Raw genomic sequence first — 24,106 nt, 5'->3', positions numbered from 1 at the left:
GTCGCCCACCGTCCTCCTGCCGCTCGCTCCGCTGCGCCAGGCTGGCCGCCATGAGCGTGCGTGCCCTCGTCCTGGCGGACACCGACTCCTACGTGAAGTGGGGTGCGACGCTCGCCGCGACCACGCCGTGGACGTCGCGCCTCGCCGTGCTCGACGGCCACGCCGCACCGAGCCGACGCCAGGTCGCCGACGCGGTCGCCGGCTCGGGGTTCGACGTCGAGCAGGTCACCTGGACCGACGCCGACGCCCTGCGCGAGCTGCTCACGGCCTGGCGCCCGGACGTGCTGGTCCTCGCCGTCCGCGCCCACGCCGTGCCACCGGTGCTGCGTCTGCTCGACGACGCCCCTGGCCGGCCGGTCGTGCTCACGGGCGTGGCCGGCGTCTGCGTCCCGGTGCAGTGGTACGACGTGAACCTGCGCCGCGGCGCCGACGTCTTCGTCGTGCACTCGCGCCGCGAGCGACGCGACCTGGTGGCGGTCGCCGCCCGGCACGACGTGCCGCACCGGGTGGCGCTGGCGACGCTGCCGTTCCTGCGCGTGGCCGCTTGCCGTCCGGTCGAGGTCGGGGCCGGTCGTGGCGCCGTGGCCGCGCCGCCCGCACCCGACGGGCCGGTGGTCTTCGCACCTCAGTCGCTCGTGCCGCACGACGACGCCGGGCGCGAGAGGGTCCTGCGCGGGCTCGCCACCGCCGTGAGGCCGGGGCGCGAGGTGCACGTGAAGGTGCGCTCGCGGGCCGGCGAGGTCGAGGCGCACCGCGGAGCCGGCGACTACGCCGCACTGCTCGCACGCCTGCACGCCGACGGCGCCACGCCTGAGGGACTGCGCGTGGTCGACGGCCCCATGAGCCAGCACCTGCGCGGCGCCTCGGGCTTCGTCACGGTCGGCTCCTCGGCGGCGCTCGAGGCCGTGGCCGCAGGCGTCCCCGCCGTCGTGCTCACCGACCTGGGCGTGGACGACGCTCACCTCAACAGCGTGTTCGTGGGGAGCGGGCTGCTGGGCACGCTCGCCGACGTCGCGCACGGTCGGTTCCGGAGCGTGGACCGCGGCTGGGCGCACGACAACTACTTCCACGACCCCGCTGCCGACGACTGGCAGACCCAGGTCGAGCACCTCCTGGCCGAGCGGGCCCGGCACGGGCTCCCTGCGCCCGCCCGCGTGCCCACCACGCTCGGCAACCGGGTGCGGGGCGTCTACTACCGGCTGGACGCCCTCGCGCCGTGGCGCGGCACGGCGCTCGAGCCGCTCGAGCGCCTGCTCCTGGCCGCGGCCCGCCGGCTCAACCGCGCCGTGCTGCACCTGCGCTGAGTGGCCTTGGGGGGCCGCGAGGGTGGCGGGAGGTAGGTGGCGCGCGCTTCCCGCGGAGGAGCGGTAGGTGGCACGCGGATACGAGCCCGCTTTCCGCGCGCCGCCTACCTCCGAGTTCCGAGATACGCGCGCCACCTACCGCCCACCCAGGCCGCAGCCCGAGAGCCGAGCCAGCGACGTCGCCGCCGCTCGGTCGAAGGCCCTTTCGGAGGCCACACCCAGCGCGAGCCGCAGCATCGCACCGGCAAGGTCGCGCGCCCCCAGCTGCAGCGCACCAGCAGGCCGCGACGGCCCCCTCAGCCGCCGGGCCGGATGATCGCCTCGTCCTGGCTGCTCTTCCAGCGCCGGAAGCCCTCCTCGGTCTCGCCCCGACGCCAGTACGCGGAGACCGAGAGGTCGGCCCGCTCCACCCGCTCGCGCACGTAGGGGCGCACGGTCTTGAGCAGACCTGACTCGCCGTGGACGAAGGCCTGGACACGGCCCTCGGGCCAGTCCCACGCGCGGACCGCGTCGTCGAGGAGCGAGGTGCTGCCGGCCGGGGCATCGCCGCGGTGCAGCCAGTGCACCGTGACCTCCCCCGCCGTGGGCAGGTCGATCTCGTCGCGGGCGTCGTCGACCTCGCAGAACAGCGTGGCCCGCGCACCCTCGGGCAGGTGCTCCAGCGTCACGGCCAGGGCAGGCAGGGCCGACTCGTCACCCACGAGCAGGTGGTGGTCGACGTCCTCGCGCGGCGAGTAGGCACCGCCGGGTCCGCGCACGTGGATCGTGGCCCCCGGTCGCACCTGCGCCGCCCACGGCCCGGCCACGCCCTCGTCGCCGTGCACGACGACGTCGATCCAGAGCTCGCGGGCCTCGAGGTCCAGGCGTCGCACCGTGTAGGTGCGCAGCACCGGCCACACCTCGTTCGGCAACGTCGCCCTGACGTCGTCGAGGTCGAGCGGATCGGGGTAGTCGACGCCGTCGGCCAGGAACACCAGCTTGACGTAGGAGTCGGCCCAGCCGGACCAGCGTCCGGCGAGCTCGTCGAAGCCCCGGGCGACCTCACCGTCACCGAGCACCAGCCGCTTCAGGTGGGGCGTGACCTCCCGGACGTCGAGCACGGTCAGGTGAGCGGGGCGCGACGTCGACACGATGGGTAGCCTAACCAGGTGAGCCACGAGACCCCGACGACCGCAGCCACCCCCTCCTCCGACGGCCCCTCTCCCCATGGCCCCTCTCCCCATGGCACAGCGCCTGCCATCGACACCGCCGCCTTCGACCCAGGCGTCCGCCCTCAGGACGACCTCTTCCGGCACGTGAACGGTCCGTGGCTCCGGGACGCGGCGATCGAGCCGGACCGCGCCACCGCCGGAGCGTTCGTGACCCTCGTCGACGAGGCCGAGAAGACCGTCCGGGGCATCGTCGAGGGCTGTCGCGACGCTCTCGACGGCGCCGGCCAGGACGGCGTCGACCACGATGGGGACTCCCGCAAGATCGGCGAGCTCTACGCCAGCTTCATGGACACCGACCGGATCGACGCCCTCGGCACCGAGCCGCTGCAGGAGGACTTCGCCCTGGTCGACGGGATCGCCGACGTCCCGACCTTCGTCCACGTGCTCGGGCGGCTCGAACGGTCCGGCGTCGGGAGCGTGCTGGGCATGTACATCGCTCCCGACCGCGGCAACCCCGACCGCTACGTCACGCACCTGGTGCAGAGCGGCATCGGCCTGCCCGACGAGTCCTACTACTCCGACGACGACTTCGCCGAGGTGCGCGAGGCCTACCTCTCCCACCTCGAGACGATGTTCACGCTCGGCGGGTTCGAGTCGCCGGCGGAGCGCGCGGCGCGGGTGCTCGACCTCGAGACCGCCATCGCGTCCCACCACTGGGACCGGGTGGCCTGCCGTGACGCGCAGAAGACCTACAACCTCATGGACCTCGACGCGCTGCAGACGCTGGTCGGTCCCCTGGACCTCGCCACGTGGTCCCAGGCCGCCGGCATCGGACGCGACGTGCTCGCGGAGGTCGTCGTGTCGCAGCCGTCGTTCCTCGAGGGCGTCGCCGGGCTCGTCACGGCCGACCGGCTGCCCGCCTGGCGCGACTGGCTGCGCTGGCAGGTCCTGCACGCCGCCGCGCCGTACCTGCCCGCGGCCTTCGTCGAGGAGAACTTCTCCTTCTACGGACGCACGCTGAGCGGGACCGACGAGCTGCGCCCGCGCTGGAAGCGTGGCGTCGGCTTCGTCGAGTCGGCCATGGGTGAGGCGATCGGCAAGATCTACGTCCGCACCGAGTACCCGCCGACGTCCAAGGACCGCATGGACGACCTCATCGAGCACCTCGTCGAGGCGTACCGGCGCAGCATCACCGCCCTGCCCTGGATGAGTGACACCACGAAGGCCGAGGCTCTCGAGAAGCTCGCGGCCTTCACCCCGAAGGTCGGCCACCCCGACGCCTTCAAGGACTACTCGGCGCTCGAGACCGACCCGACCGACCTGCTGGGCAACGCCCGACGTGGGCTGTCGGTGGCGATGGACCGCGAGCTGGCCAAGATCGGGCGACCGATCGACCGCGACGAGTGGTACATGACGCCGCAGACCGTGAACGCGTACTACAACCCCACCATGAACGAGATCGTCTTCCCTGCGGCCATCCTGCAGCCGCCGTTCTTCCACGCCGACGCCGACGACGCCGTCAACTACGGCGCCATCGGCGCGGTGATCGGGCACGAGATCGGGCACGGGTTCGACGACCAGGGCAGCCACTTCGACGGCACGGGGGCCCTGCGCAACTGGTGGACCGACGACGACCGGGTGGCCTTCGAGAAGCTCACGGCCGCCCTCGTCGAGCAGTACGCGGCGCTGTCGCCCGAGGGTGCCGACGGGCACACCGTCAACGGCGAGCTCACGATCGGCGAGAACATCGGCGACCTGGGTGGTCTCGGCATCGCCTACCAGGCGTACCGGATCGCCACCGGCGGTGAGGCACCCACGATCGACGGGCTGACGGGTGACCAGCGGTTCTTCATCTCGTGGGCCCAGGCCTGGCAGGCCAAGGTGCGACCGGCCGAGACGGTCCGCCGCCTCACCGTCGACCCGCACTCGCCGCCGGAGTTCCGCTGCAACCAGGTCGTGCGCAACATCGACGCCTTCCACGAGGCGTTCGGCGTCACGCCCGACGACGAGCTGTGGCTCGCGCCCGAGGACCGTGTGACCATCTGGGCGTCGTGACCGAGCAGGCGCGCCTGCAGCGCCGGATCCTGCGGACCCTCGTGGCCGTGCAGGTGGTCGGCGGCGTCGGCAACGGAGCCGGTCTGGCCGTGGGCGTGCTGCTCCTGCGGGAGGTCTCCGGCTCGTCGGGCTGGGCCGGGATGTCGACGGTCATGCTCACCCTGGGTGCGGCGCTCGCGACCGTCCCGCTCGCGACGCTGGCGGTCCGTGCCGGGCGCAGGCCGGCCCTGGCCACCGGCTGGTTCCTCGGTGCGGTCGGGGCCGCCGTGGTGGTGCTCGGTGCCGACGCCGACAGCCTGCCGCTCGTCCTGGTCGGACTGTTCCTCTGCGGTGTCAGCACGGCCTCCAACCTGCAGTCGCGCTTCGCGGCGGTCGACCGCGCCGAGCCGCGGCACGTCGGACGGTCCCTCGCGCTCGTCACGTGGGCCACGACCGTCGGCGCCGTGCTCGGGCCCAACCTGATCGGGCCGGGCACCACCACGGCTCGGGCCCTCGGCGTGCCCGACCTCGCCGGTCCCCTCGTCTTCTCGTGCGTGGCCTTCGCGGTGGCCGGCACCGTGGTCCTCGTGCTCCTGCGGCCCGACCCGCTGCCGCCGGCCCGGCGCGGCGGGATCGACGTCCCGGTGCCCCGGGTCCGCGCCGCCCTGCCGCACGTGCGGGGCGAGACGCGCACGGCCGTGGTCACCATCGCGCTCGCCCACGCCGTGATGGTGTCCGTCATGGCCCTCACCCCGGTCCACATGCAGGACCACGGTGCCGGGGTGGAGGTGATCGGATTGACCATCAGCCTGCACATCGCCGGCATGTACGCACTGTCACCGGTCATGGGGTGGCTGGCGGACCGCTGGGGTCCGGCTCGCACCATCCTCGCCGGTCAGCTCGTGCTGGTCGCCGCCGTCGTGGTCGCCGGGACGTCCGGTACCTCGGAGGTGCGGATCACGGTCGGCCTGGTGCTCCTGGGCCTGGGCTGGTCGGCCGCCACCATCGCCGGGGCGGCGCTGCTCACCCGGTCCACCGATCCCGCGGTGCGCCCGCTGGTGCAGGGGCTCGGCGACCTGACGATGAACTTGGCCGGGGCCGCGGGAGGCCTCCTGGCGGGCGTGCTCGTGGCGTGGCAGGGCTTCGGCACGCTCAACGCGGCCGCCGGCACGCTCGTGGTGCCCGTCGTGCTGCTGGTGGTCGCCGGACGGCGGGCCGCCCAGCAGGTCAGCGTCGGAACACGCTGAAGCGAATCCGGTCGACGACGCTCAGGACGCGGTCGTACCACCAGTCGGCCACGCGGTCGGCCACCGCGTAGCGGGCGTCCGCCGTCCGGTCCAGGACGGGCCAGAACAGGTCCGCCACGCGCTCCCCCAGCTCGGCCCACCGGTCGTCGCTCACGAACAGCCCCGTCACCGCGATGACCGCCAGCGACGACCACGGCGTGCCGAGCACCACGGCGAAGAGCAGGTTGACGACGATCGCGACGGTCGCCACCAGGTCGCGGCTCCCCCGCCGCAGCAGCATCGGTGCGAAGAACAGCTGCACGCCGAGCACGGTCCACGTGAGGACCGCCAGGAGGACGTCACCGTTGGAGATGAGGTCCGAGAGCCACGGGAACGGTCGGAACTCCGGCAGCTGCAGCGTCGTGTAGAGGGCGGTGCCGTCCTGCCAGGCGGGCTGGGAGACCTTGTCGAGGCCGCCGGCGAAGTACGCGAGGATCGTCTGGGTGCCCAGGCCCACCAGGCCGACGTTGTGCATCCCGGTGCGCAGCCACTCCGGCGCGACGTCGTCGCTGTCGCGCGGCTCGACCCGGTTCGCGTCGAGCGACCAGACCTCGGAGGTCCGCATGAGCAGCATCCACAGCAGCGCGAGCCGGACGAGGTTGTCGCCGATCGACCCCAGCACCGGGTTCTGCGCGGTGACGGCGATGAACCCGACGAGCACCACGATGGTCATCGCCTTGGCGTGCCATCCCAGCACGAGTCCCACGGCCCCCAGGATCACCGCCACGTAGATGGCGGTGAGCAGGTCACCGCTCACCCCGTCGAGCAGCGCGATCTCGGGGAACCGACTCACGGCGCGGGCGGGCTCGGCCCACGCGGAGGCGTCGCCGACCCACACCTGTCGGGTGGAGAAGTTCGTCAGCAGCAGCCCCAGCACGCACAGGCCGATGAGGATCCGTGCTGCCGCCACGGCGTGCAGGGCGTGGCGCTCCGACGTGAGCCACCGCTCCGCCGACCTGCGCGTGCTGCCGATCGCGTCCCTGACGCGCCAGATCGTGCTCATGCGTCCGCCAGGTAGGAGTCGAAGGCGGACTGTGCCTCGGCGGAACCGCGCACCGCACGTCGCCACCCGGCGTCGAACCACTCGAAGTCCACGGCGGTGATCCGTTCGGCGTCGCGCTGCTCGTGCGGCGGCACGATCCGGCGGCCCACCCGGTACTGGACCTGGACGACCCTCTGGTCGGAGTAGGCCTGGGTGTAGAGCGAGGCGAAGCGGGTCACCATCGTGTCGAGGTCCAGGTAGCCGCGCACGGCGTCGGCCGGCACTCCCGCACCCTGCAGGGCCCCGCGCAGCTCCGCGACGGGGCGGCCGGCGTAGGAACCGAGGACGACGCGACGACCGGACGATCCCAGACCGAACATCGCGTTGTTCAGGTTGGTGGCGAGCCGGCGGCCGGCGAGGTGCACGCGCGCGGGGGCGACGTCGTTGCGCGTCCGCGTCAGGTCGGCACGGGTGACGTCGAGCCAGGGGGTCTGTCTCACCTCGTCCTTCCCCACACGCACACGGGCCCGGACCCAGAGCGACTCGTCGACCCGCTGGGAGCTGGGCTCGAGCAGGTCCCACGACTGCCGGAAGTACGGGTCGACGTACCTGGCGAGCAAGGATCCTCCAGCCACCTCGCGGACCGGGCCCGACGGGGCGAGCCACAGGGCGAGCAGCACCGAGTGGACGAGAGCGAGCGAGGCGAGCACCAGGACGAGGGTCGTGCGCCAGTCGTGCCGAGGGACGTCGGCCCGCCGCGATCCGCCACTGCCACCTCCCTCCACCGACATGCCTTCCATCGTAGGTCGTGACAGACGCCTGCCCGGTGACCGAGACCGGTCACCGGGCAGGCGTCGTGCTACGTCGTCAGATCTTCAGACGACGACGCTCGTTGATCAGCACCGCGGCTCCGAAGAGCACCAGGCCGAGACCCAGCAGCCAGAACGGCAGCAGGTTCGGGGCACCGGTGGCCGGCAGCGTGGTCGTGACGTCGGCGTCGGCCTGCGCGTCAGCGTCCGCAGCAGCGTCGGCCTGGGCGTCGGAGTCGGCGTCGGCCACCGCGTCGGCGTCAGCGTCAGCGTCGGCGTCGGCGTCAGCGTCGGCATCGGCGTCGGCGTCGACGTCGGCCTGCGTGTCGGCGTCGTCGGCCTGCGTGGCCAGGGCGTTCGGGCCACAGCTCGTGCGAGCCAGGTCCAGGGCCACGGCCGGGTTGTCGCCGATGCCGAGCGCGGTCAGGCTCAGCGCGGTGACCTCGATCGCCTCGCCGTCGGCGTCGACGACCTGCTTGTTGATCGTGCCGTTCACGACGGGCTTCAGGGCCTCGCCCAGCTGGTTCAGCAGGCTGGTCTCGACGGCGTCGAGGATCGGCGTGACCAGCTGCTGCTGGACCGTGGCGACGAGAGCGGCCAGCGGGCCGAGAACGGCGCCGAGGCTGTCGTTGAGCGACTGCTCGAGCGTGGCGATGATGCCGTCGACCACACCGTTGACCAGGTCCTGGACACCGGGACCGACGAGCGCGGTGTTGGGCTCGCCCGCGCCGAGCTCGACCGGGATGATCACGTCGTTGCCCTCGGGCAGGTCGACGATCAGGTTGATGCTGGCGACCTGCGAGGTGCCGGTGGCGTCGGCGCCGGCCTCGGCGGTGCACTGGCTGGTGACGGCACCGATCTCGGCGCGGACGTCGATGACGCCGGTGACGGCGTCGAGGACGGGGTCGAGCGCGGCCTCCTGGATCGCGGTCAGCAGCGGCGTCAGGGCGGCCTCGAAGAGCGGGCCGGTGACCGGGTCGAGCCCGTCGAGGATCCCGTCGAGGATCGTGCCGGTGTTCACGGCACCGGGCGCGATGTCGGCGCCGATGGTCGAGAGGTCGATCGACGCGAGCGTCGGGATGGCGATGGGCGCGACGGCGGCCGCAGCCTCGGAGGTGCCCCGGTCGCCGTCCAGACCGGTGGAAGCCGTCTGGTCGAAGGCGCTGACGCCCTGCGTCGAGAGGCCGGTGCCGCACAGGCCCGTGCCGTTGCTGGGAGCACCCTCACCGGTCGAGACCGCAGCGCACTCCTGCGAGTCGACGATGCCGGTGATGCCGGAGGCGGTGACGGCGCTGGCGTTGGACTGCGCCACGGTCTCGTCGGCGCCGCTGGCGGAGAAAGAGACCGCGGTCGTGATGAGCAGGGTGCCCAACCCGAGCGCGAGGGTGTTTCTGCCGAGCTTGTTCATGTGGAAAGACTCCCGTGTCGCTGTTGTTGCGGCGCGAGAAGATTATTCCCTCGACGTGTGCCGCGTGCCAGTGACGACCACCACAGGCGGCCGCGGGCAACATCTTACGCAGATCTCAGGCAACCGTGGGTCTTCGGTCCCATCGGGCGGACGCTGAGACGCATCACACACCGATGGACTCGTCCTGCCCGCGAACCTCTCGGCCCCTGCGGTTCCGGGCCGTTCGGGCTCGCCACCAGCGTCCAGCACGCCGCCAGGAAGCGTCGCTCACGAGCATCATGTCGACTGCGATCATGACGAGCGAGAAGTACATGATCCCCATGAACACCCCGATCCCGAGGTGCATGCCGGTGACCACCACGAGGGCCAGGGCTCGCGTGCTGCGGTAGAGCAGCAGCACCGGGAAGAGCAGCTGCACGACGATCGCGGTCCAGGTGGCCAGCAGGACGATCGGCTCCGCGCTGGAGAACGGATGGATGAGGTCGCGCCACGGCGAGTAGGCCTCGGTCTGCAACGGGAAGTAGACCGCTCGCCCGCTCATCCACACGTCGCTCTGCACCTTCCACAGCGCCGAGCCGACGTAGACCATCACCACCTGGTGGATGATCAGGACGACCGCCAGGTTGTGCAGCGTCGTCGAGAGCCACGGCGGCACGATCGGTCGGACCGCCCCCCTGCGCCCACGCAGCCAGGCGTCGACGGAGAAGTGCCGGCCCGAGTCGGTGAAGCACGCGTACAGGAGGACCATGCGCAGGATGGCGTCACCCCCGGAGCCGACGAAGGGGTTGCTCACGTACAGCGACATCCACAGGAACAGGGTGAGGACGGCCGCACCGCGGGTCCACAGACCGACCATGAGGAGGAGGCCTGCCACCACGGTGAGCAGGTAGAGGAGGTCGAACGTCAGTCCGTCGGCCTGCTGGAAGATGCCGAGGACTCCCGGCCACGGCTTCGCGTCGCGCACCGACGACGTCCACGCCGCGCCGTCGCCCCACGTGTAGTGCCGATCGGGCCAGTTGACGAGCATCTGCGTCCAGACGATGAGGCCCAGCACGATGCGCGTCACCGCGAGTCCCCGAGTCGCGTGCGGACGGGCCGTGAGCCAGTCCCAGGCCCGGTCGAGCCCGCCCCCCACCCCGGCCGCCCTCATCGGTGCGACGCCCAGAAGTCGCGGATCGAGGCCCGCTCGGCCTCGTCGCCACGGAGAGGCTCGCGCCACCCGTTGATCCGCTGACGCACGGCGGGCCGCGCCCGCTCGCGGCCGTCCGCATCCTCGCCGCGAGCCTCCCAGGGCGTGACCCCCTGGCTGCGCGTCGCGTAGCGGACGGCGACCAGCCGGCTGTCCGGTCGCTGTGCCTCGAGTGCCTCGGTGGCGAGCCGGGTGGTGGCACGGTCGTACACGAGGTAGAGATCCACCTGGCTGTCGTCGAGCGCGTCGTCGGAGCCGGCACGCAGGTCCTGGGCGAGGCGCTGCCAGGACACGACGTCCTTCGGGTCCGCCACGTCCGCGACCTCGCGCTGGTCGGTGTCGAGGGTGCCGTACCTCGAGCCGAGCGGACCGTAGAGCTTGTTCGTGACGTAGCCCGCCCGCCCGCCGACGAGCCGGTGGCGCACGAGGTCGAGCTCGACGTCGGTCCAGTCGAGCCAGTCGGTGACCACGAGCTCGCCGTCCTGCTCGTAGGCGCCCTGGAACCGGACGGTGCGGTCGGCCGAGACCGGGTTGGGCGCGAAGAGCCGCCAGTTCTGGGCGAAGTAGGCGCCCAGGTAGGAGGTGGCCGGACGCGCGGCCTCGGAGTACGTGTTGGGCGGCAGCGCGGCGAGCGTCACCACGACGAGGTGGCCGGCTGCTGCGACGGCGACCAGGCCGACGACCACCAGACGCCACCACGGCGGGCGCGGTCGCGCGGTCGGCTCCTCTCGCTGCACCTGCACACGGTACTCGGACCCCGGTGTGGATGATGGACTCGTGCGCATCGAGACGGCCTCGCCCCACGACCCCGACGTCGCCGTCCTCCTCGACGAGCACCTCGCGCAGATGCGCGCCACCTCGCCTCCCGGCAGCGTCCACGCGCTTCCGCACGACGCTCTGGCGAGGGACGACGTCGTGCTCGTCGCGGCCAGACGTGCCGGGCCGGACCACGACGGGGACCGGTTGCTGGGCATCGGGGCCCTCAAGCGGCACGCTGGCGGCCTCGGGGAGCTGAAGGCCATGCGCACCACCGAGGATGCACGCGGCGCCGGTGTCGGCGCCGCCGTCCTGGACCATCTGGTCCGGGTCGCGCGTGCGCAGGGGTTGACCCGCGTGAGTCTCGAGACCGGGACCCAGCCCGCGTTCGAGCCGGCCCGCCGGCTCTACGCCCGGCGCGGGTTCGTCGAGTGCGGTCCCTTCGCGTCGTACGTCCTCGACCCGCACAGCGTCTTCATGACGCTCTCGCTCGACTGAGTCAGGACGCGTCGGGCTCCACGTCGAACGTCGCGTTGTAGCGGTGCAGCGAGTCCGCCACGGCCAGCAGGTCGCCCTCCTGCCACCCCGCGAAGCGCTCACCGAGCGCCGTCCGCCGGTCGACGTCGACGTCACGGATCCGTCGTCGACCCTCGTCGCTGGCCGACAGCAGCGTGGCCCGCCCGTCCTCCGGGTCGGGGGTGCGATCGACCAGACCGAGCTCCAGCAGGTGCTGGACGGACCGACTGACGGCGGCCTTGTCGAGCTCCAGGACCCCGCAGAGCGAGCTCCCTCGCACCGGTCCGTCCGCCTCGACCTGCGCCAGGACCAGGTAGCCGACGGGCTGCAGGTCCGGGTGCACCGAGTGGGCCCGCTCCACGACCGCACGGCGCGCCCGCCTCAGCAGCACACCCACCTCGAGCTCGACCAGCCGCAGCGCGCCCAGCGCGCCCGGCTGGGTGCCGCTGTCGTCGTGCGTCGAGGTGGGCGCGGCGGTCATCAGAGGCTCGCCACGGTGTCGGCGGGCTGCCCCTCGGACTCGAGCTCGTCCACGTCCTTCTCGATGGTGGTGCGCAGCGGCACCTCCTTGATGAACAGGATGCAGACCAGGGCCGCGACCGCGAAGGGCGTCGCCACCATGAAGATGTGGCCGAAGGCTTCCCCGAACGAGGCTTCGTAGAGGGTGCGGAACGGGCCCGGCAGCGCCGAGATGTCCGGGATGTGGCCGGTCGACTGCTGAGCGGCCTCGAGATCTGCACGGTCGAGCTGACCGGATGCCGTCAGCTGCTGGACACCGTCGCTGACGTTGCGCTTGACGTCGTGGCTGAGGATCGTCCCGAGCACCGCGACGCCCACCGATCCGCCCATCGAGCGGAAGAAGGCGACGACCGAGCTGGCGGCCCCCATGTCCTCGAGACGCGTGTTGTTCTGCACGGCCAGGACCAGGTTCTGCATGGTGGCACCGAGGCCGAGGCCCACGAGGGCCATGTACAGGCCGACGGTCCACAGCGGCGTCGAGCCGTCGATCGTGCCGAGCAGGGCGAAGCCGGCCGTCACGAGGACCATGCCGCCGACGAGCCAGCGCTTCCACACACCGGTGCGGCTGATGATGCGCCCGGAGGTGATGCTCGAGACGAGCAGGCCGCCGACCATGGCGATCGACATCAGCCCGGCCTCGGTCGGGGACATGCCGCGCGAGAACTGGAAGTACTGGCTCAGGTACACGGTGGCGCCGAACATCGCGATGCCGATCATCACGGAGGCGAGGGTGGCCAACGACGTGGTCCGGTCGCGGAAGAGACGCAGCGGGATGATCGGCTCGGTGGCGAAGCGCGCCTCGACGACGAGCGCGGCGGCGATGAGCACCGCGCCACCGACCACCAGGCCGGCCGACGTGGCCGACGCCCACGCGAAGCTGGAGCCGGCGAGCGAGACCCACACCAGCAGCAGGCTCACGCCGCCCATGATGAGGGTCGCTCCCGCGTAGTCGATCGAGACCTCGCGGCGGACCACGGGCAGGTGCAGGGTGCGCTGCAGCAGCACGAAGGCGGCGAGGGCGAAGGGCAGGCCGACGAAGAAGCAGCCGCGCCAGCCGAGCGGGCTGTCGACGATCAGTCCCCCGATGAGCGGGCCACTGACCGTGGCCAGCGCGAAGACGGCGCCGATGTAGCCGGAGTAGCGGCCCCGCTCACGCGGGGTGACCATCGAGGCGATGACGACCTGCACGAGTGCGGTCAGGCCGCCGACGCCGAGCCCCTGCAGGGCGCGCGCACCGATGAGGACGCCCATGCTGGGCGCGAACGCCGCCACGAGCGAGCCGGCCGAGAAGATCACCAGGGCGATCTGCACGAGCATCTTCTTGCTGAACAGGTCGGCCAGCTTGCCCCAGATCGGGGTGGTGGCGGTCATGGCCAGCAACGTGGCGACGACGACCCACGTGTAGCCGGTCTGGCTGCCCTCGAGGTCGGTGACGATGCGCGGCAGCGCGTTGGTGACCACGGTGCTCGACAGCATCGCGACGAACATCGCGAGCAGCAGGCCACTGAGGGCCTCGAGCACCTGGCGGTGGGTCATCTGGCCCGCGGCCTCGGCTGCGGGCGCCTGGGTGGTGGCACTGGGTTCGGACACGGGGGCTCGCTTCACGGGAGGACGGATTGGTTGACTCCGTCAACTATAGCGAGATGGTTGATCAGCGCAACCAATAGGCGACGTGAGGTGGCTCACCGCCGGGCCAGCCACTCCCCGAACTCCGGCCCCTCCCCCGTCGCGCCCGGGCGGCCGCGCAGCGCACCGGAGGCGATCCCCGTGCCGTAGGCGCCGGGCAGCGAGACCTGCACGACCCGGCCGCGGCGCCCGGTCGCCGCCAACCACTGCCGGGCGAGATCGGCGACCACCTCGTCGCGCGGTCCGACCAGGTCCGGCACCCGACCCTGCGGCCCGGCTTCTACGAGGTCGACCAGGCGCTCGGCCACGGTGTCCCCCGCCACGGGCCGGGCGAGGATCCGCGGCACGAGGGAGACGCTGCCGACGGAGGCGAAGCCCAGAGCCTGCTCGGCGAACTCGTGCACCTGCGTCGCCCTCTGGATCGTCCACGGGACAGGGCCGGTGGCCACCATCCGCTCCTGCGCGAGCTTGCCTGCGTAGTAGCCCGCGTCGATGTCGTCGATGCCGACCACCGAGAGCGCCACGTGGTGCCCCACGCCGGCCCGGGCCCCCGCGGTGAGCAGCCGGCGCGTCACGGTGGTCGTGAAGCGCACCGCCGCACCCGCCGAGAGGGTGACGACGTTGGTGAGGTCCAGCACGGCGTGGGCTCCTGCGAGGGCGTCGTCGAGACCGGCCCTGCTCCGCCGGAGGTCGTGACCGCTGCCTCGGGACAGCACCGTCACGTCGTGGCCCCGCCGGCGAGCACGCTCGACGACCACCCGTCCGATGACCCCCGTACCGCCTGCGACGACGACCTTCACGGCACCTCCTGCTCTCGGTGGACCGTACGCCCGCAGGGGTGCGCGGTGCCAGACCCCCGACCGACACCTCGATCGGCGATGATGTCGCCATGCTCATCGTCGGTCTGGTCCTCGTGGGGCTCGCCGCCCTGCTGCACGTCTACATCTTCTGGCTCGAGTCGTTCGCGTGGACCTCGGCCCGCGGGCGGGCGACCTTCGGCACGACCGTCGAGGAGGCTCAGGCGACGCGGGAGCTGGCCTACAACCAGGGCTTCTACAACCTGTTCCTGGCTCTCGTGGCGGGCGCAGGCGTGATCCTCGTGGCCGTCGACGAGACCGTCGTCGGGGCCACGATGGCGTTCGTCGGCGCGGGCTCGATGCTGGCCGCCGCTGCGGTGCTGCTGCTCTCGAGCCCGGACAAGGCCCGCGCCGCGGTCACCCAGGGAGCGCTACCTCTGCTCGGCGTCGTCGCCCTGGCCGTGGGCCTGGCCTGACGCCTCGACGGAGTACACCAGCCGCGCGAACTGCCCCACGGCCGTGGCGCTGCGCAGCCGCAGGCGGGACGACTCCACACGGCGCGGAAGCAGCGGGGCGCCGCTGCCGAGCGTGACCGGGGCGACGGAGACCGCGATCTCGTCGAGCGCGTCGGCCTCGAGGAACTGGGCGGCGAGGTCCCCTCCCCCGACGACCCACACGTCGCGGCCAGCCGCGGCCTCGCGGATCCGCGGCAGCACGTCGGCGACGGGACCACGCACCAGACGCACGTCGGCGCCGGCGGGCACGGGGAGGTCGCGGGTGGTGAACACGAAGGTGGGGCGGTCGCCGTGGAAGCCCTGCCACTTCTCCGGGTGCTCCAGCACGTCCTCGGTGCGCAGGAGCCACTCGTAGGTGCTGGACCCCTCCACCAGCACCGCCGCGTCGGCCGGCAGGAGCCCCTCCTCGGGCTGCTCGCCGCCGTCGACGGCGAACAGCCAGTCGAGGGAGTGCTGCTCGTCGGCGATCCAGCCGTCGAGGCTCGTGGCCGTGTCGTAGACGATGCGTCCCATGCGGTGAGCGTAGGCGCGAGCTCCGACAGGCCGGATCGACACGACGAGGGGCCCGGACCGTGGTGGTCCGAGCCCCTCGCGGGTCGTGCTCCTCGCTCAGCGCTGCACGTCGAAGCGGTCGGCCTCCATGACCTTGACCCAGGCCCCGACGAACTCGTCGACGAACGCGTCGGCACCGTCGTCGCTCGCGTAGACCTCGGCCACGGCGCGCAGCTCGGAGTTCGAGCCGAACACGAGGTCGGCGCGGCTCCCGGTCCAGCGCACCTCGCCGGAGGCGTCGCGACCCTCGTAGATGCCGGCCTCGGGATCGACCGACGTCCAGGTGACGTCCATGTCGAGCAGGTTCACGAAGAAGTCGTTCGTGAGCGTGCCCGGGCGGTCCGTCAGGACGCCCAGCGTGGACCGGTCGTAGGTGGCGCCGAGGGCGCGCAGACCGCCGACGAGGGCCGTCATCTGCGGGGCGCTGACGCCGAGCAGGTTCGCGCGGTCGACGAGCAGGTGCTCCGCCGGCAGCCGGTTGCCCTTGCCGAGGTAGTTGCGGAACCCGTCGGCACGCGGCTCCAGCCACTCGAAGGACTCGACGTCGGTGTGCTCGAGCGTGGCGTCGACGCGGCCCGGGGTGAACGGGACCGCGATCTCACGGCCGGCCGCCTTGGCGGCCTGCTCGATGCCGACGCCACCGGCGAGGACGATCAGGTCGGCCAGCGACACCGAGGTGCCGGAGTCCGCCTGGATGCCCTCGAGGACGCCGAGCACCCGACGCAGCTCGCCGGGGTTGTTGACCTCCCAGCCGATCTGCGGCTCGAGGCGCACGCGAGCGCCGTTGGCGCCGCCGCGCTTGTCGCTGCTGCGGAACGTCGAGGCCGAGGCCCACGCCGTGCTCACGAGGTCGGTCACGCTCAGGCCGGAGTCGGCGATGCGCTGCTTGAGGTCCGCGACCGCGGCCTCGTCGAGCGGCGCACCGGTGGCCTCGGGCAGCGGGTCCTGCCAGATGAGCGTCTCGGAGGGGACCTCCGGGCCGAGGTAGCGCTGGATCGGACCCATGTCACGGTGTGTCAGCTTGAACCAGGCCCGCGCGAAGGCGTCGGCGAACGCGGCCGGGTCGTCCTTGAAGCGGCGCGAGATCTTCTCGTACGCCGGGTCGACACGCAGCGCCAGGTCGGTGGTCAGCATCGTGGGCTTGCGGTTCGGACCACCGTGGGCGTCGGGGATGATCGCCTCGGCGTCCTTGGCGACCCACTGCGCCGCGCCGGCCGGGCTCTCGGAGAGCTCCCACTCGTAGCCGAACAGGATCTCCAGGTAGTCGTTCGTCCACTGCGTCGGCTTGGTGGTCCAGGTGACCTCCAGGCCCGACGTGATGGTGTCGTTGCCGTGGCCGGTGCCGAAGGAGTTCTTCCAGCCCAGGCCCTGCTGCTCGATGGGAGCGCCCTCGGGCTCCGCACCGACGTGGGCGTCGGGGTCGGCAGCACCGTGGGTCTTGCCGAAGGTGTGACCTCCCGCGATCAGGGCGACGGTCTCCTCGTCGTTCATCGCCATGCGACCGAACGTCTCGCGGATGTCGCGGGCCGACGCCATCGGGTCGGGGTTGCCGTTGGGGCCCTCGGGGTTGACGTAGATGAGGCCCATCTGGACGGCGGCCAGCGGCTTCTCGAGGTCGCGGTCGCCGGAGTAGCGCTCGTCACCGAGCCACGTGGTCTCCGGGCCCCAGTACACGTCGGCGTCGGGCTCCCACACGTCCTCGCGACCACCGGCGAAGCCGAAGGTCTCGAAGCCCATGGACTCCAGCGCCACGTTGCCGGTGAGGACCATGAGGTCCGCCCAGGAGAGGTTCTTGCCGTACTTCTTCTTGACCGGCCAGAGCAGACGGCGGGCCTTGTCGAGGTTGCCGTTGTCGGGCCAGCTGTTGAGCGGGGCGAAGCGCTGCTGACCGGCACCGGCGCCGCCGCGGCCGTCGTGCACGCGGTACGTGCCGGCACTGTGCCAGGCCATGCGGATCATGAGGCCGCCGTAGTGGCCGAAGTCGGCCGGCCACCAGTCCTGCGAGGTGGTGAGCACCTGCTCGATGTCGCGCTTGACCTCGGCGAGGTCGAGGGACTCGAAGGCGGCGGCGTAGTCGAAGTCCTCGCCGTGCGGGTTCGCGACGGCGGGGTTCTTCGCCAGGACCTTGAGGTTGACGCCCTCGGGCCACCAGACCTTGTTCGCGTCCTGGCGGGTGGGGTGGGGCAGTGACTCGTGCGCGACGGGGCAGCCGCCTCCGGCAGCGCCCTTGGCGTGGTCCGGCTCGTTCATCTCGCCGACTTCGGCGTCGGGCTTGTCGTGCTCGCTCACGTGGGTTCCTCTCACGGGGTTGGACAGGTCGGGCGGTCCGCGTCGATGACGCGGGAGTCAGGCGGTGCAGGAGGGGCAGGTGCCCCAGAAGATGACCTCGGCCTCGTCGATGACGAAGCCGTGGTCGGACGACGGGACGAGGCAGGGAGCCTCGCCCGTGGCGCAGTCGACGTCGGCGATGTCGCCGCAGCCGCGGCACACCACGTGGTGGTGGTTGTCACCCACGCGTCGCTCGTAGCGTGCGGTGTGGCCGTGCGGCTGGATGCGCCGGACGATCCCCACCTGGGTGAGGGCGGCCAGCGTGTCGTAGACCGCCTGGTGCGAGACGTCGGGGACGAGGGTCCGGGCGGCGTCGATGACGGTGGCGGTGTCGGCGTGCGGCGTCCGTTCGAGCGCGTCGAGGACGGCCACCCGGGGGCGCGTGACGCGCAGTCCCGCCTCCCTCAGGAGCTCGGGTGCCTCGATCGACGTCATGCCCCCGACTGTAGCCACTTTCTTGAACGAGTCAAGAAACGACGCGCGAACTTCAGGTGCGCGGCGCGGTGCTCACCGCCGCGCGCGGTCACGTTCGACGCGGGCCCGGTGCAGCGCCTGCATCTCGTCGGCGAGCTCGGGGGCGGGACCGTCGACCACGACTCCCGGCACCACCTGCTCGATGGGCAAGGTGGCCACAGGCGGGGCGGGCTCCCCCCATCCGTCGAGCCACTCGGTGAGCTGCGTGGCTCGCACCGCGACGACGATGCGTCCCAGCCCGACCCAGCCGTGAGCCGCGGAGCACATGGCACAGTGCTCCCCCGTCGTGTACGCGGTCGCGCCGGCTCGCTCAGCCGGCGCCAGGTGCGCCCCGGCCCACGTGGCGAGCGCGAGCTCCGGATGGCGTGTCGCGTCCCCCGCGCCCTCCTGGTTGCGCTCCTCCAGCAGCACGGTGCCGTCGGCGCCGACCAGCAGCGAGCCGAAGGGCATGTCGCCGTGCTCGAGCGCCTCGCGGGCGAGCTCGACGCAGCGGCGCAGGTGGGTGAGGTCCGTGTCGGTCAGCGTCATGCGGCCATCATCGGCCAGGACGTGCGTCCCCGCGCTTCGGGATCGACCCGCTCCACGCCGCGTCCCGCCTCCCCGCCGCGGCACTGGGCCGTCAGAGGTAGGTGGCCCGCGTATCCCGGCCCGTCCAGGTAGGCCCGCCGCGGATACACCGTGCGTATCCGCGGCACATCTACCGCCGCCCCCGCGGGTAGCGCGGCCTACCTACCCCCACGGCCCCGACCCGGGGATGCAGGTGCGTCCTCGGCTCGATCCTGATCCCGGGCCGCCAGCGGTAGGTGGCGCACCGAACGACGCAGTCAGAGGTAGGTGACGCACCTGTCGCGACCGTCGAAAGGTGCGACACCTACCTCCGACACCCACGAAACGTGCGACACCTACCTCTGACCGCCCAGGCCGCGACCCGAGAGCCCGACCGGTCCCCCTACCGGCTGCCCGGTCGGCCCTCTCGGGGCGCAGGCCCACGAGGGGCCGAGGATGCGCAGCCGCAGGTCATGTCCGGGTCAGCCGCCGCGGCAACGACGAAGACCCCCAGTCTCGAGGACTGGGGGCCTTCGCTCGTTCGAGTGGAGCACAGGAGACTCCGTCGCTCGCAGAGCTCGCTCCTCCCCGAATCGCCGGTCCCGATTCGAACGAGAGAAGGCCCCTGCCGGAACGAAGAAGACCCCCAGTCTCGAGGACTGGGGGCCTTCGCTCGTTCGAGTGGAGCATAGGAGATTCGAACTCCTGACCTCTTCCATGCCATGGAAGCGCGCTACCAACTGCGCCAATGCCCCTCGCGGGTGGTACCCGACCGGGTCGAGCACCGAGTGAACACTCTAGACCCTGCCGCGGAGCGACTCAAACCGGGGTCACTCGTCGTCGGACATGACCGGCTCGGGCAGCGTGCCGGCGTTCCACTCCGTGAGCCGCCAGCGCGTCCCGTGCGCCGGCGAGATCTGCTCGAGCGCGATCCAGGAGCAGTTCGAGAGCCCGGCGAACGTCCGCCACGTGGCCTCAGGGAAGCCCAGGAACGTGCAGGCCCCGACCCGCAGCACCGCGCCGTGCGCCACGACCACGAGCGTCTGCTCGTCCTCCAGCGACTCGAGCGCCTCGGTGAGCGCCTCCGACAGGCGCGCGCCGGCCTCGGCGTGCAGCTCCGCCTGCGGGAACCGCTCCTCGCGGTCCTCCAGCATCGCCTTCATGAGCTCGGGGAAGCGGTCCCACGACTCGCGCCACGTGAGGCCCTCGCGCTCGCCGAAGTTCATCTCGCGCAGACGCTCGTCGAGCTCGACGGGCACGCCGGTCACCCGCGACAGCTCCTCGGCCGTGTCGCGCGCCCGCTCGAGGTCGGAGCTGAGGATCCGCACCGGCCGGAGCGACGCGAGGCGTGCGGCGGCCGCACGCGCCTGCTCGCGTCCGACGTCGTCGAGCGACGTGTCGGTCTGTCCCTGCACCCGGCCCGCGACGTTCCACTCCGTGCGCCCGTGGCGCCAGAGCACGACCCGACGCGTCATGCCGACGTGAGGCTGATGGTCGGGCAGTCGCTCCACAGACGCTCGAGGGCGTAGAAGGCCCGCTCCTCGCTGTGCTGCACGTGCACCACGAGCTCGGCGAAGTCGATGAGCACCCACCGGCCCTCGCGCTCGCCCTCGCGCCGCACGGGCTTGGCGCCGAGCTCCAGCAGCTTCTCCTCGATGGCGTCCTTCACGGCTCGCACCTGCGGCTGGTTGCTCGCGCTGCACAGCAGGAAGACGTCGGTGATGTAGAGCTGCTCGGAGACGTCGAAGGCGAGGATCTCGGTGGCGAGCTTCTCGTCGGCGGCGGCGGCGGCGGCGCGGGCGAGCTCGATCGCCCGGTCGGACGCGGTCATGGGGAGTCCTCGGAGTCGGGGTCGGTTCCCGGGACGGCCCCTGGGGGCGCCTCGGGGGGCGGGGAGTAGAGACGGTGCTTGCCGATGTACTGGACCACGCCGTCGGGGACGAGGTACCAGACCGGCTCGCCCGACGTGACGCGCACACGGCAGTCGGTCGACGAGATGGCCAGCGCCGGGATCTCGACGAGCGTGATGCGCTCGACGGGGAGTCCCTCCAGCGTCTGCTCGTCCATCTCGTGCCCGGGGCGCGTGCAGCCGACGAAGTGGGCCAGCTCGAAGAGCTCCTCGTGGTCGCGCCAGGTGAGGATCGCCGCCATCGCGTCGGCGCCGGTGATGAAGTACAGGTCGGCGTCGGGCATGTCCGCGGCCAGGTCGCGGAGGGTGTCGATGGTGTAGGTGGGCCCGTCGCGGTCGATGTCGACCCGGCTGACCTCGAAGCGGGGGTTCGCCGCCGTGGCGATCACCGTCATGAGGTACCGGTGCTCGGCGGTCGAGACCTCACGGTCGGCCTTCTGCCAGGGACGACCGGTCGGCACGAAGACGACCTCGTCGAGGTCGAACCACGACTGCACCTCGCTCGCCGCCACGAGGTGGCCGTGGTGGATCGGGTCGAACGTGCCACCCATGACGCCGACGCGACGTCGTCGCGTGGGCAGGGGCTCGGCGACCACGGACCCTGACGTGCTCAGGAGTGCTCGCGACCCTTGCCGAAGGCCAGCAGCGCGAACAGCAGGATCAGCAGGATCGCGAGGGCGACACCGCCGATGATGTACGGGTTGATGTGGCCGCCCTCGGCGGACTCTTCGGCTGCGACCAGGAACTCGAGCATGGTCGCAATCTACCAGCGCGGGCAGGGCGGGCCGACGTGGTGGTGCCCGACCCCGTGATGCTCAGCGCACGTGGCCGTCGCCGGTCACCACGTACGTCGTGGTCGTCATCTCCTGCAGGCCCATCGGGCCGCGTGCGTGCAGCTTCTGGGTGGAGATCCCGATCTCGGCCCCGAAGCCGAACTCGCCTCCGTCGGTGAACCGGGTCGACGCGTTGACCATCACGGCGGCCGAGTCGACCCCCAGGGTGAACCGTCGCGCCGCGTCGATCGACCGCGTGACGATCGCCTCGGTGTGCCCCGACGACCAGGTGCGGATGTGCTCCACCGCGTCGTCGAGCGAGTCGACCACCGCGGCGGCGATGTCGAGCGACAGGTACTCGGTGGCCCAGTCGTGGTCGGACGCCGCCAGCACGCCCGGGACGGCGGCGAAGGCTGCGTCGCCGTGGACGGTCACGCCCGCGGTCTGCAGCGCCTCGGTGACCCGCGGCAGGAACTCCTCGGCCACGTCGCGGTGCACGAGCAGCGACTCCGCGGCGTTGCACACGCTGGTGCGGTGGGTCTTGGCGTTGAGCACGATGTCGAGCGCCATGTCGAGGTCGGCGTCGGCGTCCACGTAGACGTGCACGTTCCCGGTCCCGGTCTCGATGACCGGTACGGTCGACTGCTCGACGACGGTACGGATCAGCCCGGCTCCCCCGCGCGGGATCACCAGGTCGACGAGCCCACGTGCCTGCATCAGCTCCGTGGCGCTGGAGCGGTCGTGGGCGGGAACGGCCTGGACCACGTCGGCGGGCAGACCGGCGGCGGCGATCGCGTCGCGCATGACGTCGACGATCGCGGCGTTGGACCGGGCCGCGGACCGGGACCCCCGCAGCAACGACGCGCTGCCGGCCTTGAGACAGATGGCAGCGGCGTCGGCGGTGACGTTGGGTCGGCCCTCGTAGATCATCGCGATGACGCCCATGGGCACACGCAGCTGCTCGAGCCGCAGGCCGTTGGGCAGCGTGGACCCGCGGACGACCTCGCCGACGGGGTCGGGAAGGGCGGCGACGTCGCGCACGCCCTGTGCGAAGGCCGCCACCCGGTCGGCGTCCAGGAGCAGGCGGTCGATCACGTTCTCGGGGGTGCCGTCGGCGCGGGCGGTCTCGACGTCCGCCGCGTTCTCGGCCACGATCCGCTCGGTGGCGGCGACGAGCGCATCGGCCATCGCGAGCAGGGCAGCGTCCTTCTGCGCCCGCGACGCGAGAGCGAGGGTCCGGGCGGCGGTCCGCGACCGTCGGGCGAGCTCGTGCACCTGTTCCTTCACGCCCCGATCGTAGCGAGGGCGGGGGACGTCACCCGTCGTTCACCCGCGCCTGGAACAGTGCCGCGCATGACTCGGGGACCCTTCAACACGCGCGGCGGGCGCGCACCGGCACGACGCCTCGCCCTCGCACTCGCCCTCGTCCTGGGCGGTACCGTCCTGGCCGTGCCCTCCACGTCGTCGCCCGCCGAGGCCCACGGCGGTGGCCACCACGGTCCCGGCCACGAGCCGTCGGTGCGGTTCGCGACGTTCAACGCCTCGCTCAACCGGCCGGCCGAGGGCGACCTGCGGCGCGACCTGACCACCGACGCGAACGCCCAGGCGCGGGCGGTCGCCGAGACGATCCAGCGCGCCCGGCCCGACGTGCTCGTGCTGCAGGAGGTCGACCACGACCCGGAGGCGCTGCGTCTGCTCGCGCGGAACTACCTGGCACGGGGCTGGAACGGGGCGGAGCCGATCCGTTACCGGTACACGTTCACGGCGCCGGTCAACACGGGCGTCCCGACCGGTCTCGACCTGAACGGCGACGGGACCACGGACGGTTCCGACGACGCGTACGGCTTCGGCGCGTTCCCCGGCCAGTACGGCATGGCGGTGCTGAGCCGCTACCCGATCGACGCGAAGCGGATCCGCACGTTCCAGAAGCAGCTGTGGAAGGACATGCCGGGCAACCGCATGCCGTCCGGCTACTACTCCCCCGAGGCCGTCGACGTCCTGCGCCTGTCGAGCAAGTCCCACTGGGACGTGCCCGTGAAGGTCGGCCGTCGGTCGGTCCACCTGCTCGTCAGCCACCCGACGCCGCCGGTCTTCGACGGCCCCCAGGACCGCAACGGCCGTCGCAACGCCGACGAGATCCGGTTCTGGGCGGACTACGTCGGCTCCCCTCGCCAGGCGCGCTGGATCAGGGACGACAGCGGCCGGCGCGGGGGCCTCTCCCCCGCCGCCCCGTTCGTCGTCGCCGGCGACCTGAACTCCGACCCCGTCGACGGCGACTCCCTCCCCGGTGCCGCGAACCAGCTGCTCGACCTGCCCCGCGTGAACACGTCGGTGACGCCGTCCAGCGAGGGTGCCGTGGAGGCGGCCCGACTGCAGGGCGGGGCGAACGACGCACACCGGGGCGACCCGAGGTTCGACACCGCCGACTTCGCGGAGCCGCCGGGCAACATCCGAGCCGACTACGTGCTGCCGAGCCGGGACCTGCGCATCCGCGACGCCCGCGTCTTCTGGCCCACGCAGGCCGACCCCCTGTCACGGCTCACCGGCACGTTCCCGTTCCCGGCCTCGGACCACCGGCTCGTCTGGGTCGACGTCGACCGGCCCTGACTCCCGGGGACGCAGGATCCTGCGT

24 protein-coding genes and 1 tRNA gene are annotated in these 24,106 nt (G+C 72.1%); 6 read left to right on the top strand and 19 right to left on the bottom strand.

The genetic code is table 11. The features are described 5' to 3' along the window. Positions 1–50 precede the first annotated feature (50 nt). The gene (locus tag NBW76_RS07670) at positions 51–1,304 is read left to right on the top strand and encodes a DUF6716 putative glycosyltransferase (RefSeq protein WP_156364823.1); all 1,254 of its coding nucleotides are present in this window, start codon (positions 51–53) and stop codon (positions 1,302–1,304) included. 296 nt (positions 1,305–1,600) lie between these two features. Here NBW76_RS07670 and NBW76_RS07665 read toward each other — a convergent pair whose 3' ends face one another. Then, positions 1,601–2,434 (bottom strand): siderophore-interacting protein, encoded by an 834-nt coding sequence (locus NBW76_RS07665; RefSeq protein WP_056555279.1) that lies wholly within the window; start codon positions 2,432–2,434, stop codon positions 1,601–1,603. Between the two features lie 108 nt (positions 2,435–2,542). Between NBW76_RS07665 and NBW76_RS07660 the strand changes: the two genes are divergently transcribed. Both NBW76_RS07660 and NBW76_RS07655 read left to right on the top strand, forming a co-directional pair. After that, positions 2,543–4,510 carry a M13 family metallopeptidase gene (locus NBW76_RS07660; protein ID WP_056555742.1) on the top strand — a complete coding sequence of 656 codons (1,968 nt, stop codon included), beginning with the start codon at positions 2,543–2,545 and terminating at the stop codon, positions 4,508–4,510. Then, positions 4,507–5,736, top strand: a complete 1,230-nt coding sequence (locus tag NBW76_RS07655) for an MFS transporter (protein ID WP_200931732.1) — start codon at positions 4,507–4,509, stop codon at positions 5,734–5,736. The genes NBW76_RS07660 and NBW76_RS07655 overlap by 4 nt, the downstream gene beginning before the upstream one ends. Here NBW76_RS07655 and NBW76_RS07650 read toward each other — a convergent pair. The 5 genes from NBW76_RS07650 to NBW76_RS07630 form a co-directional block, all read right to left on the bottom strand. Next, on the bottom strand, positions 5,717–6,778 hold the full coding sequence (locus NBW76_RS07650; protein ID WP_055965197.1) for an HTTM domain-containing protein: 1,062 nt from the start codon (positions 6,776–6,778) through the stop codon (positions 5,717–5,719). The genes NBW76_RS07655 and NBW76_RS07650 overlap by 20 nt on opposite strands. Continuing rightward, positions 6,775–7,548 carry a DUF5819 family protein gene (locus tag NBW76_RS07645; protein WP_056555277.1) on the bottom strand — a complete coding sequence of 258 codons (774 nt, stop codon included), beginning with the start codon at positions 7,546–7,548 and terminating at the stop codon, positions 6,775–6,777. Before NBW76_RS07645 ends, NBW76_RS07650 begins: the two co-directional genes overlap by 4 nt. A 76-nt stretch (positions 7,549–7,624) precedes the next feature. Continuing rightward, entirely contained in the window at positions 7,625–8,974 is a 1,350-nt protein-coding gene (locus NBW76_RS07640; RefSeq protein ID WP_056555273.1) for a hypothetical protein, read from the bottom strand. A 163-nt stretch (positions 8,975–9,137) separates the two neighbouring features. After that, the gene (locus NBW76_RS07635) at positions 9,138–10,124 is read right to left on the bottom strand and encodes an HTTM domain-containing protein (protein ID WP_082480695.1); all 987 of its coding nucleotides are present in this window, start codon (positions 10,122–10,124) and stop codon (positions 9,138–9,140) included. Next, the gene (locus NBW76_RS07630; protein ID WP_156364822.1) at positions 10,121–10,900 is read right to left on the bottom strand and encodes a DUF5819 family protein; all 780 of its coding nucleotides are present in this window, start codon (positions 10,898–10,900) and stop codon (positions 10,121–10,123) included. The genes NBW76_RS07635 and NBW76_RS07630 overlap by 4 nt, the downstream gene beginning before the upstream one ends. 40 nt (positions 10,901–10,940) lie before the next feature. Here NBW76_RS07630 and NBW76_RS07625 point away from each other — a divergent pair, with 40 nt between their 5' ends. Beyond that, entirely contained in the window at positions 10,941–11,417 is a 477-nt protein-coding gene (locus NBW76_RS07625; RefSeq protein ID WP_235493004.1) for a GNAT family N-acetyltransferase, read from the top strand. A 1-nt stretch (position 11,418) separates the two neighbouring features. Here the strand turns inward: NBW76_RS07625 and NBW76_RS07620 are convergent, their stop codons facing one another. The 3 genes from NBW76_RS07620 to NBW76_RS07610 all read right to left on the bottom strand — a co-directional run bounded on the left by NBW76_RS07620 (position 11,419) and on the right by NBW76_RS07610 (position 14,380). Continuing rightward, positions 11,419–11,916, bottom strand: a complete 498-nt coding sequence (locus tag NBW76_RS07620; RefSeq protein WP_082480694.1) for a MarR family winged helix-turn-helix transcriptional regulator — start codon at positions 11,914–11,916, stop codon at positions 11,419–11,421. Next, positions 11,916–13,544, bottom strand: a complete 1,629-nt coding sequence (locus tag NBW76_RS07615; protein ID WP_369796993.1) for an MDR family MFS transporter — start codon at positions 13,542–13,544, stop codon at positions 11,916–11,918. The genes NBW76_RS07620 and NBW76_RS07615 overlap by 1 nt, the downstream gene beginning before the upstream one ends. A gap of 92 nt (positions 13,545–13,636) precedes the next feature. After that, positions 13,637–14,380, bottom strand: coding sequence for an SDR family oxidoreductase (locus NBW76_RS07610; RefSeq protein ID WP_055965176.1), 744 nt, complete (start codon positions 14,378–14,380; stop codon positions 13,637–13,639). Between the two features lie 89 nt (positions 14,381–14,469). Here NBW76_RS07610 and NBW76_RS07605 point away from each other — a divergent pair, with 89 nt between their 5' ends. Then, the gene (locus NBW76_RS07605; protein WP_056555265.1) at positions 14,470–14,853 is read left to right on the top strand and encodes a DUF1304 domain-containing protein; all 384 of its coding nucleotides are present in this window, start codon (positions 14,470–14,472) and stop codon (positions 14,851–14,853) included. Here NBW76_RS07605 and NBW76_RS07600 read toward each other — a convergent pair. The 10 genes from NBW76_RS07600 to NBW76_RS07555 form a co-directional block, all read right to left on the bottom strand. Then, a complete protein-coding gene (locus NBW76_RS07600) occupies positions 14,809–15,405 on the bottom strand; it encodes a dihydrofolate reductase family protein (RefSeq protein ID WP_056555262.1) in 597 nt (198 codons plus the stop codon). The genes NBW76_RS07605 and NBW76_RS07600 overlap by 45 nt on opposite strands. 96 nt (positions 15,406–15,501) lie before the next feature. After that, positions 15,502–17,694 carry a catalase/peroxidase HPI gene (gene katG / locus NBW76_RS07595; RefSeq protein WP_156364845.1) on the bottom strand — a complete coding sequence of 731 codons (2,193 nt, stop codon included), beginning with the start codon at positions 17,692–17,694 and terminating at the stop codon, positions 15,502–15,504. A 96-nt stretch (positions 17,695–17,790) separates the two neighbouring features. Beyond that, a complete protein-coding gene (locus NBW76_RS07590) occupies positions 17,791–18,207 on the bottom strand; it encodes a Fur family transcriptional regulator (RefSeq protein ID WP_055965165.1) in 417 nt (138 codons plus the stop codon). A gap of 72 nt (positions 18,208–18,279) precedes the next feature. Beyond that, positions 18,280–18,774, bottom strand: coding sequence for a nucleoside deaminase (locus tag NBW76_RS07585; protein ID WP_055965161.1), 495 nt, complete (start codon positions 18,772–18,774; stop codon positions 18,280–18,282). 700 nt (positions 18,775–19,474) lie between these two features. Further along, positions 19,475–19,547, bottom strand: a tRNA-Ala gene (locus NBW76_RS07580). Positions 19,548–19,622: 75 nt separating this feature from the next. Further along, a complete protein-coding gene (locus tag NBW76_RS07575; protein ID WP_055965158.1) occupies positions 19,623–20,267 on the bottom strand; it encodes a histidine phosphatase family protein in 645 nt (214 codons plus the stop codon). Beyond that, a complete protein-coding gene (rsfS, locus tag NBW76_RS07570) occupies positions 20,264–20,623 on the bottom strand; it encodes a ribosome silencing factor (protein WP_055965155.1) in 360 nt (119 codons plus the stop codon). The genes NBW76_RS07575 and rsfS overlap by 4 nt, the downstream gene beginning before the upstream one ends. Then, entirely contained in the window at positions 20,620–21,297 is a 678-nt protein-coding gene (nadD, locus tag NBW76_RS07565; protein WP_200914502.1) for a nicotinate-nucleotide adenylyltransferase, read from the bottom strand. The genes rsfS and nadD overlap by 4 nt, the downstream gene beginning before the upstream one ends. A gap of 14 nt (positions 21,298–21,311) precedes the next feature. Further along, positions 21,312–21,455, bottom strand: coding sequence for a hypothetical protein (locus tag NBW76_RS07560; RefSeq protein ID WP_164468780.1), 144 nt, complete (start codon positions 21,453–21,455; stop codon positions 21,312–21,314). Between the two features lie 61 nt (positions 21,456–21,516). Beyond that, positions 21,517–22,761: a glutamate-5-semialdehyde dehydrogenase gene (locus NBW76_RS07555; protein WP_056555259.1), complete on the bottom strand. Its 1,245-nt coding sequence runs from the start codon at positions 22,759–22,761 to the stop codon at positions 21,517–21,519. A 66-nt stretch (positions 22,762–22,827) separates the two neighbouring features. On the opposite strand from NBW76_RS07555, the gene NBW76_RS07550 reads away from it, so the two are divergent. Further along, positions 22,828–24,081: an endonuclease/exonuclease/phosphatase family protein gene (locus NBW76_RS07550; RefSeq protein WP_056555256.1), complete on the top strand. Its 1,254-nt coding sequence runs from the start codon at positions 22,828–22,830 to the stop codon at positions 24,079–24,081. Positions 24,082–24,106 lie beyond the last annotated feature (25 nt).

Source organism: Aeromicrobium sp. Leaf245, from assembly GCF_942548115.1.
Classification (GTDB): Bacteria; Actinomycetota; Actinomycetes; order Propionibacteriales; family Nocardioidaceae; genus Aeromicrobium.
This window is presented reverse-complemented; position numbering and strand designations above follow the sequence as displayed.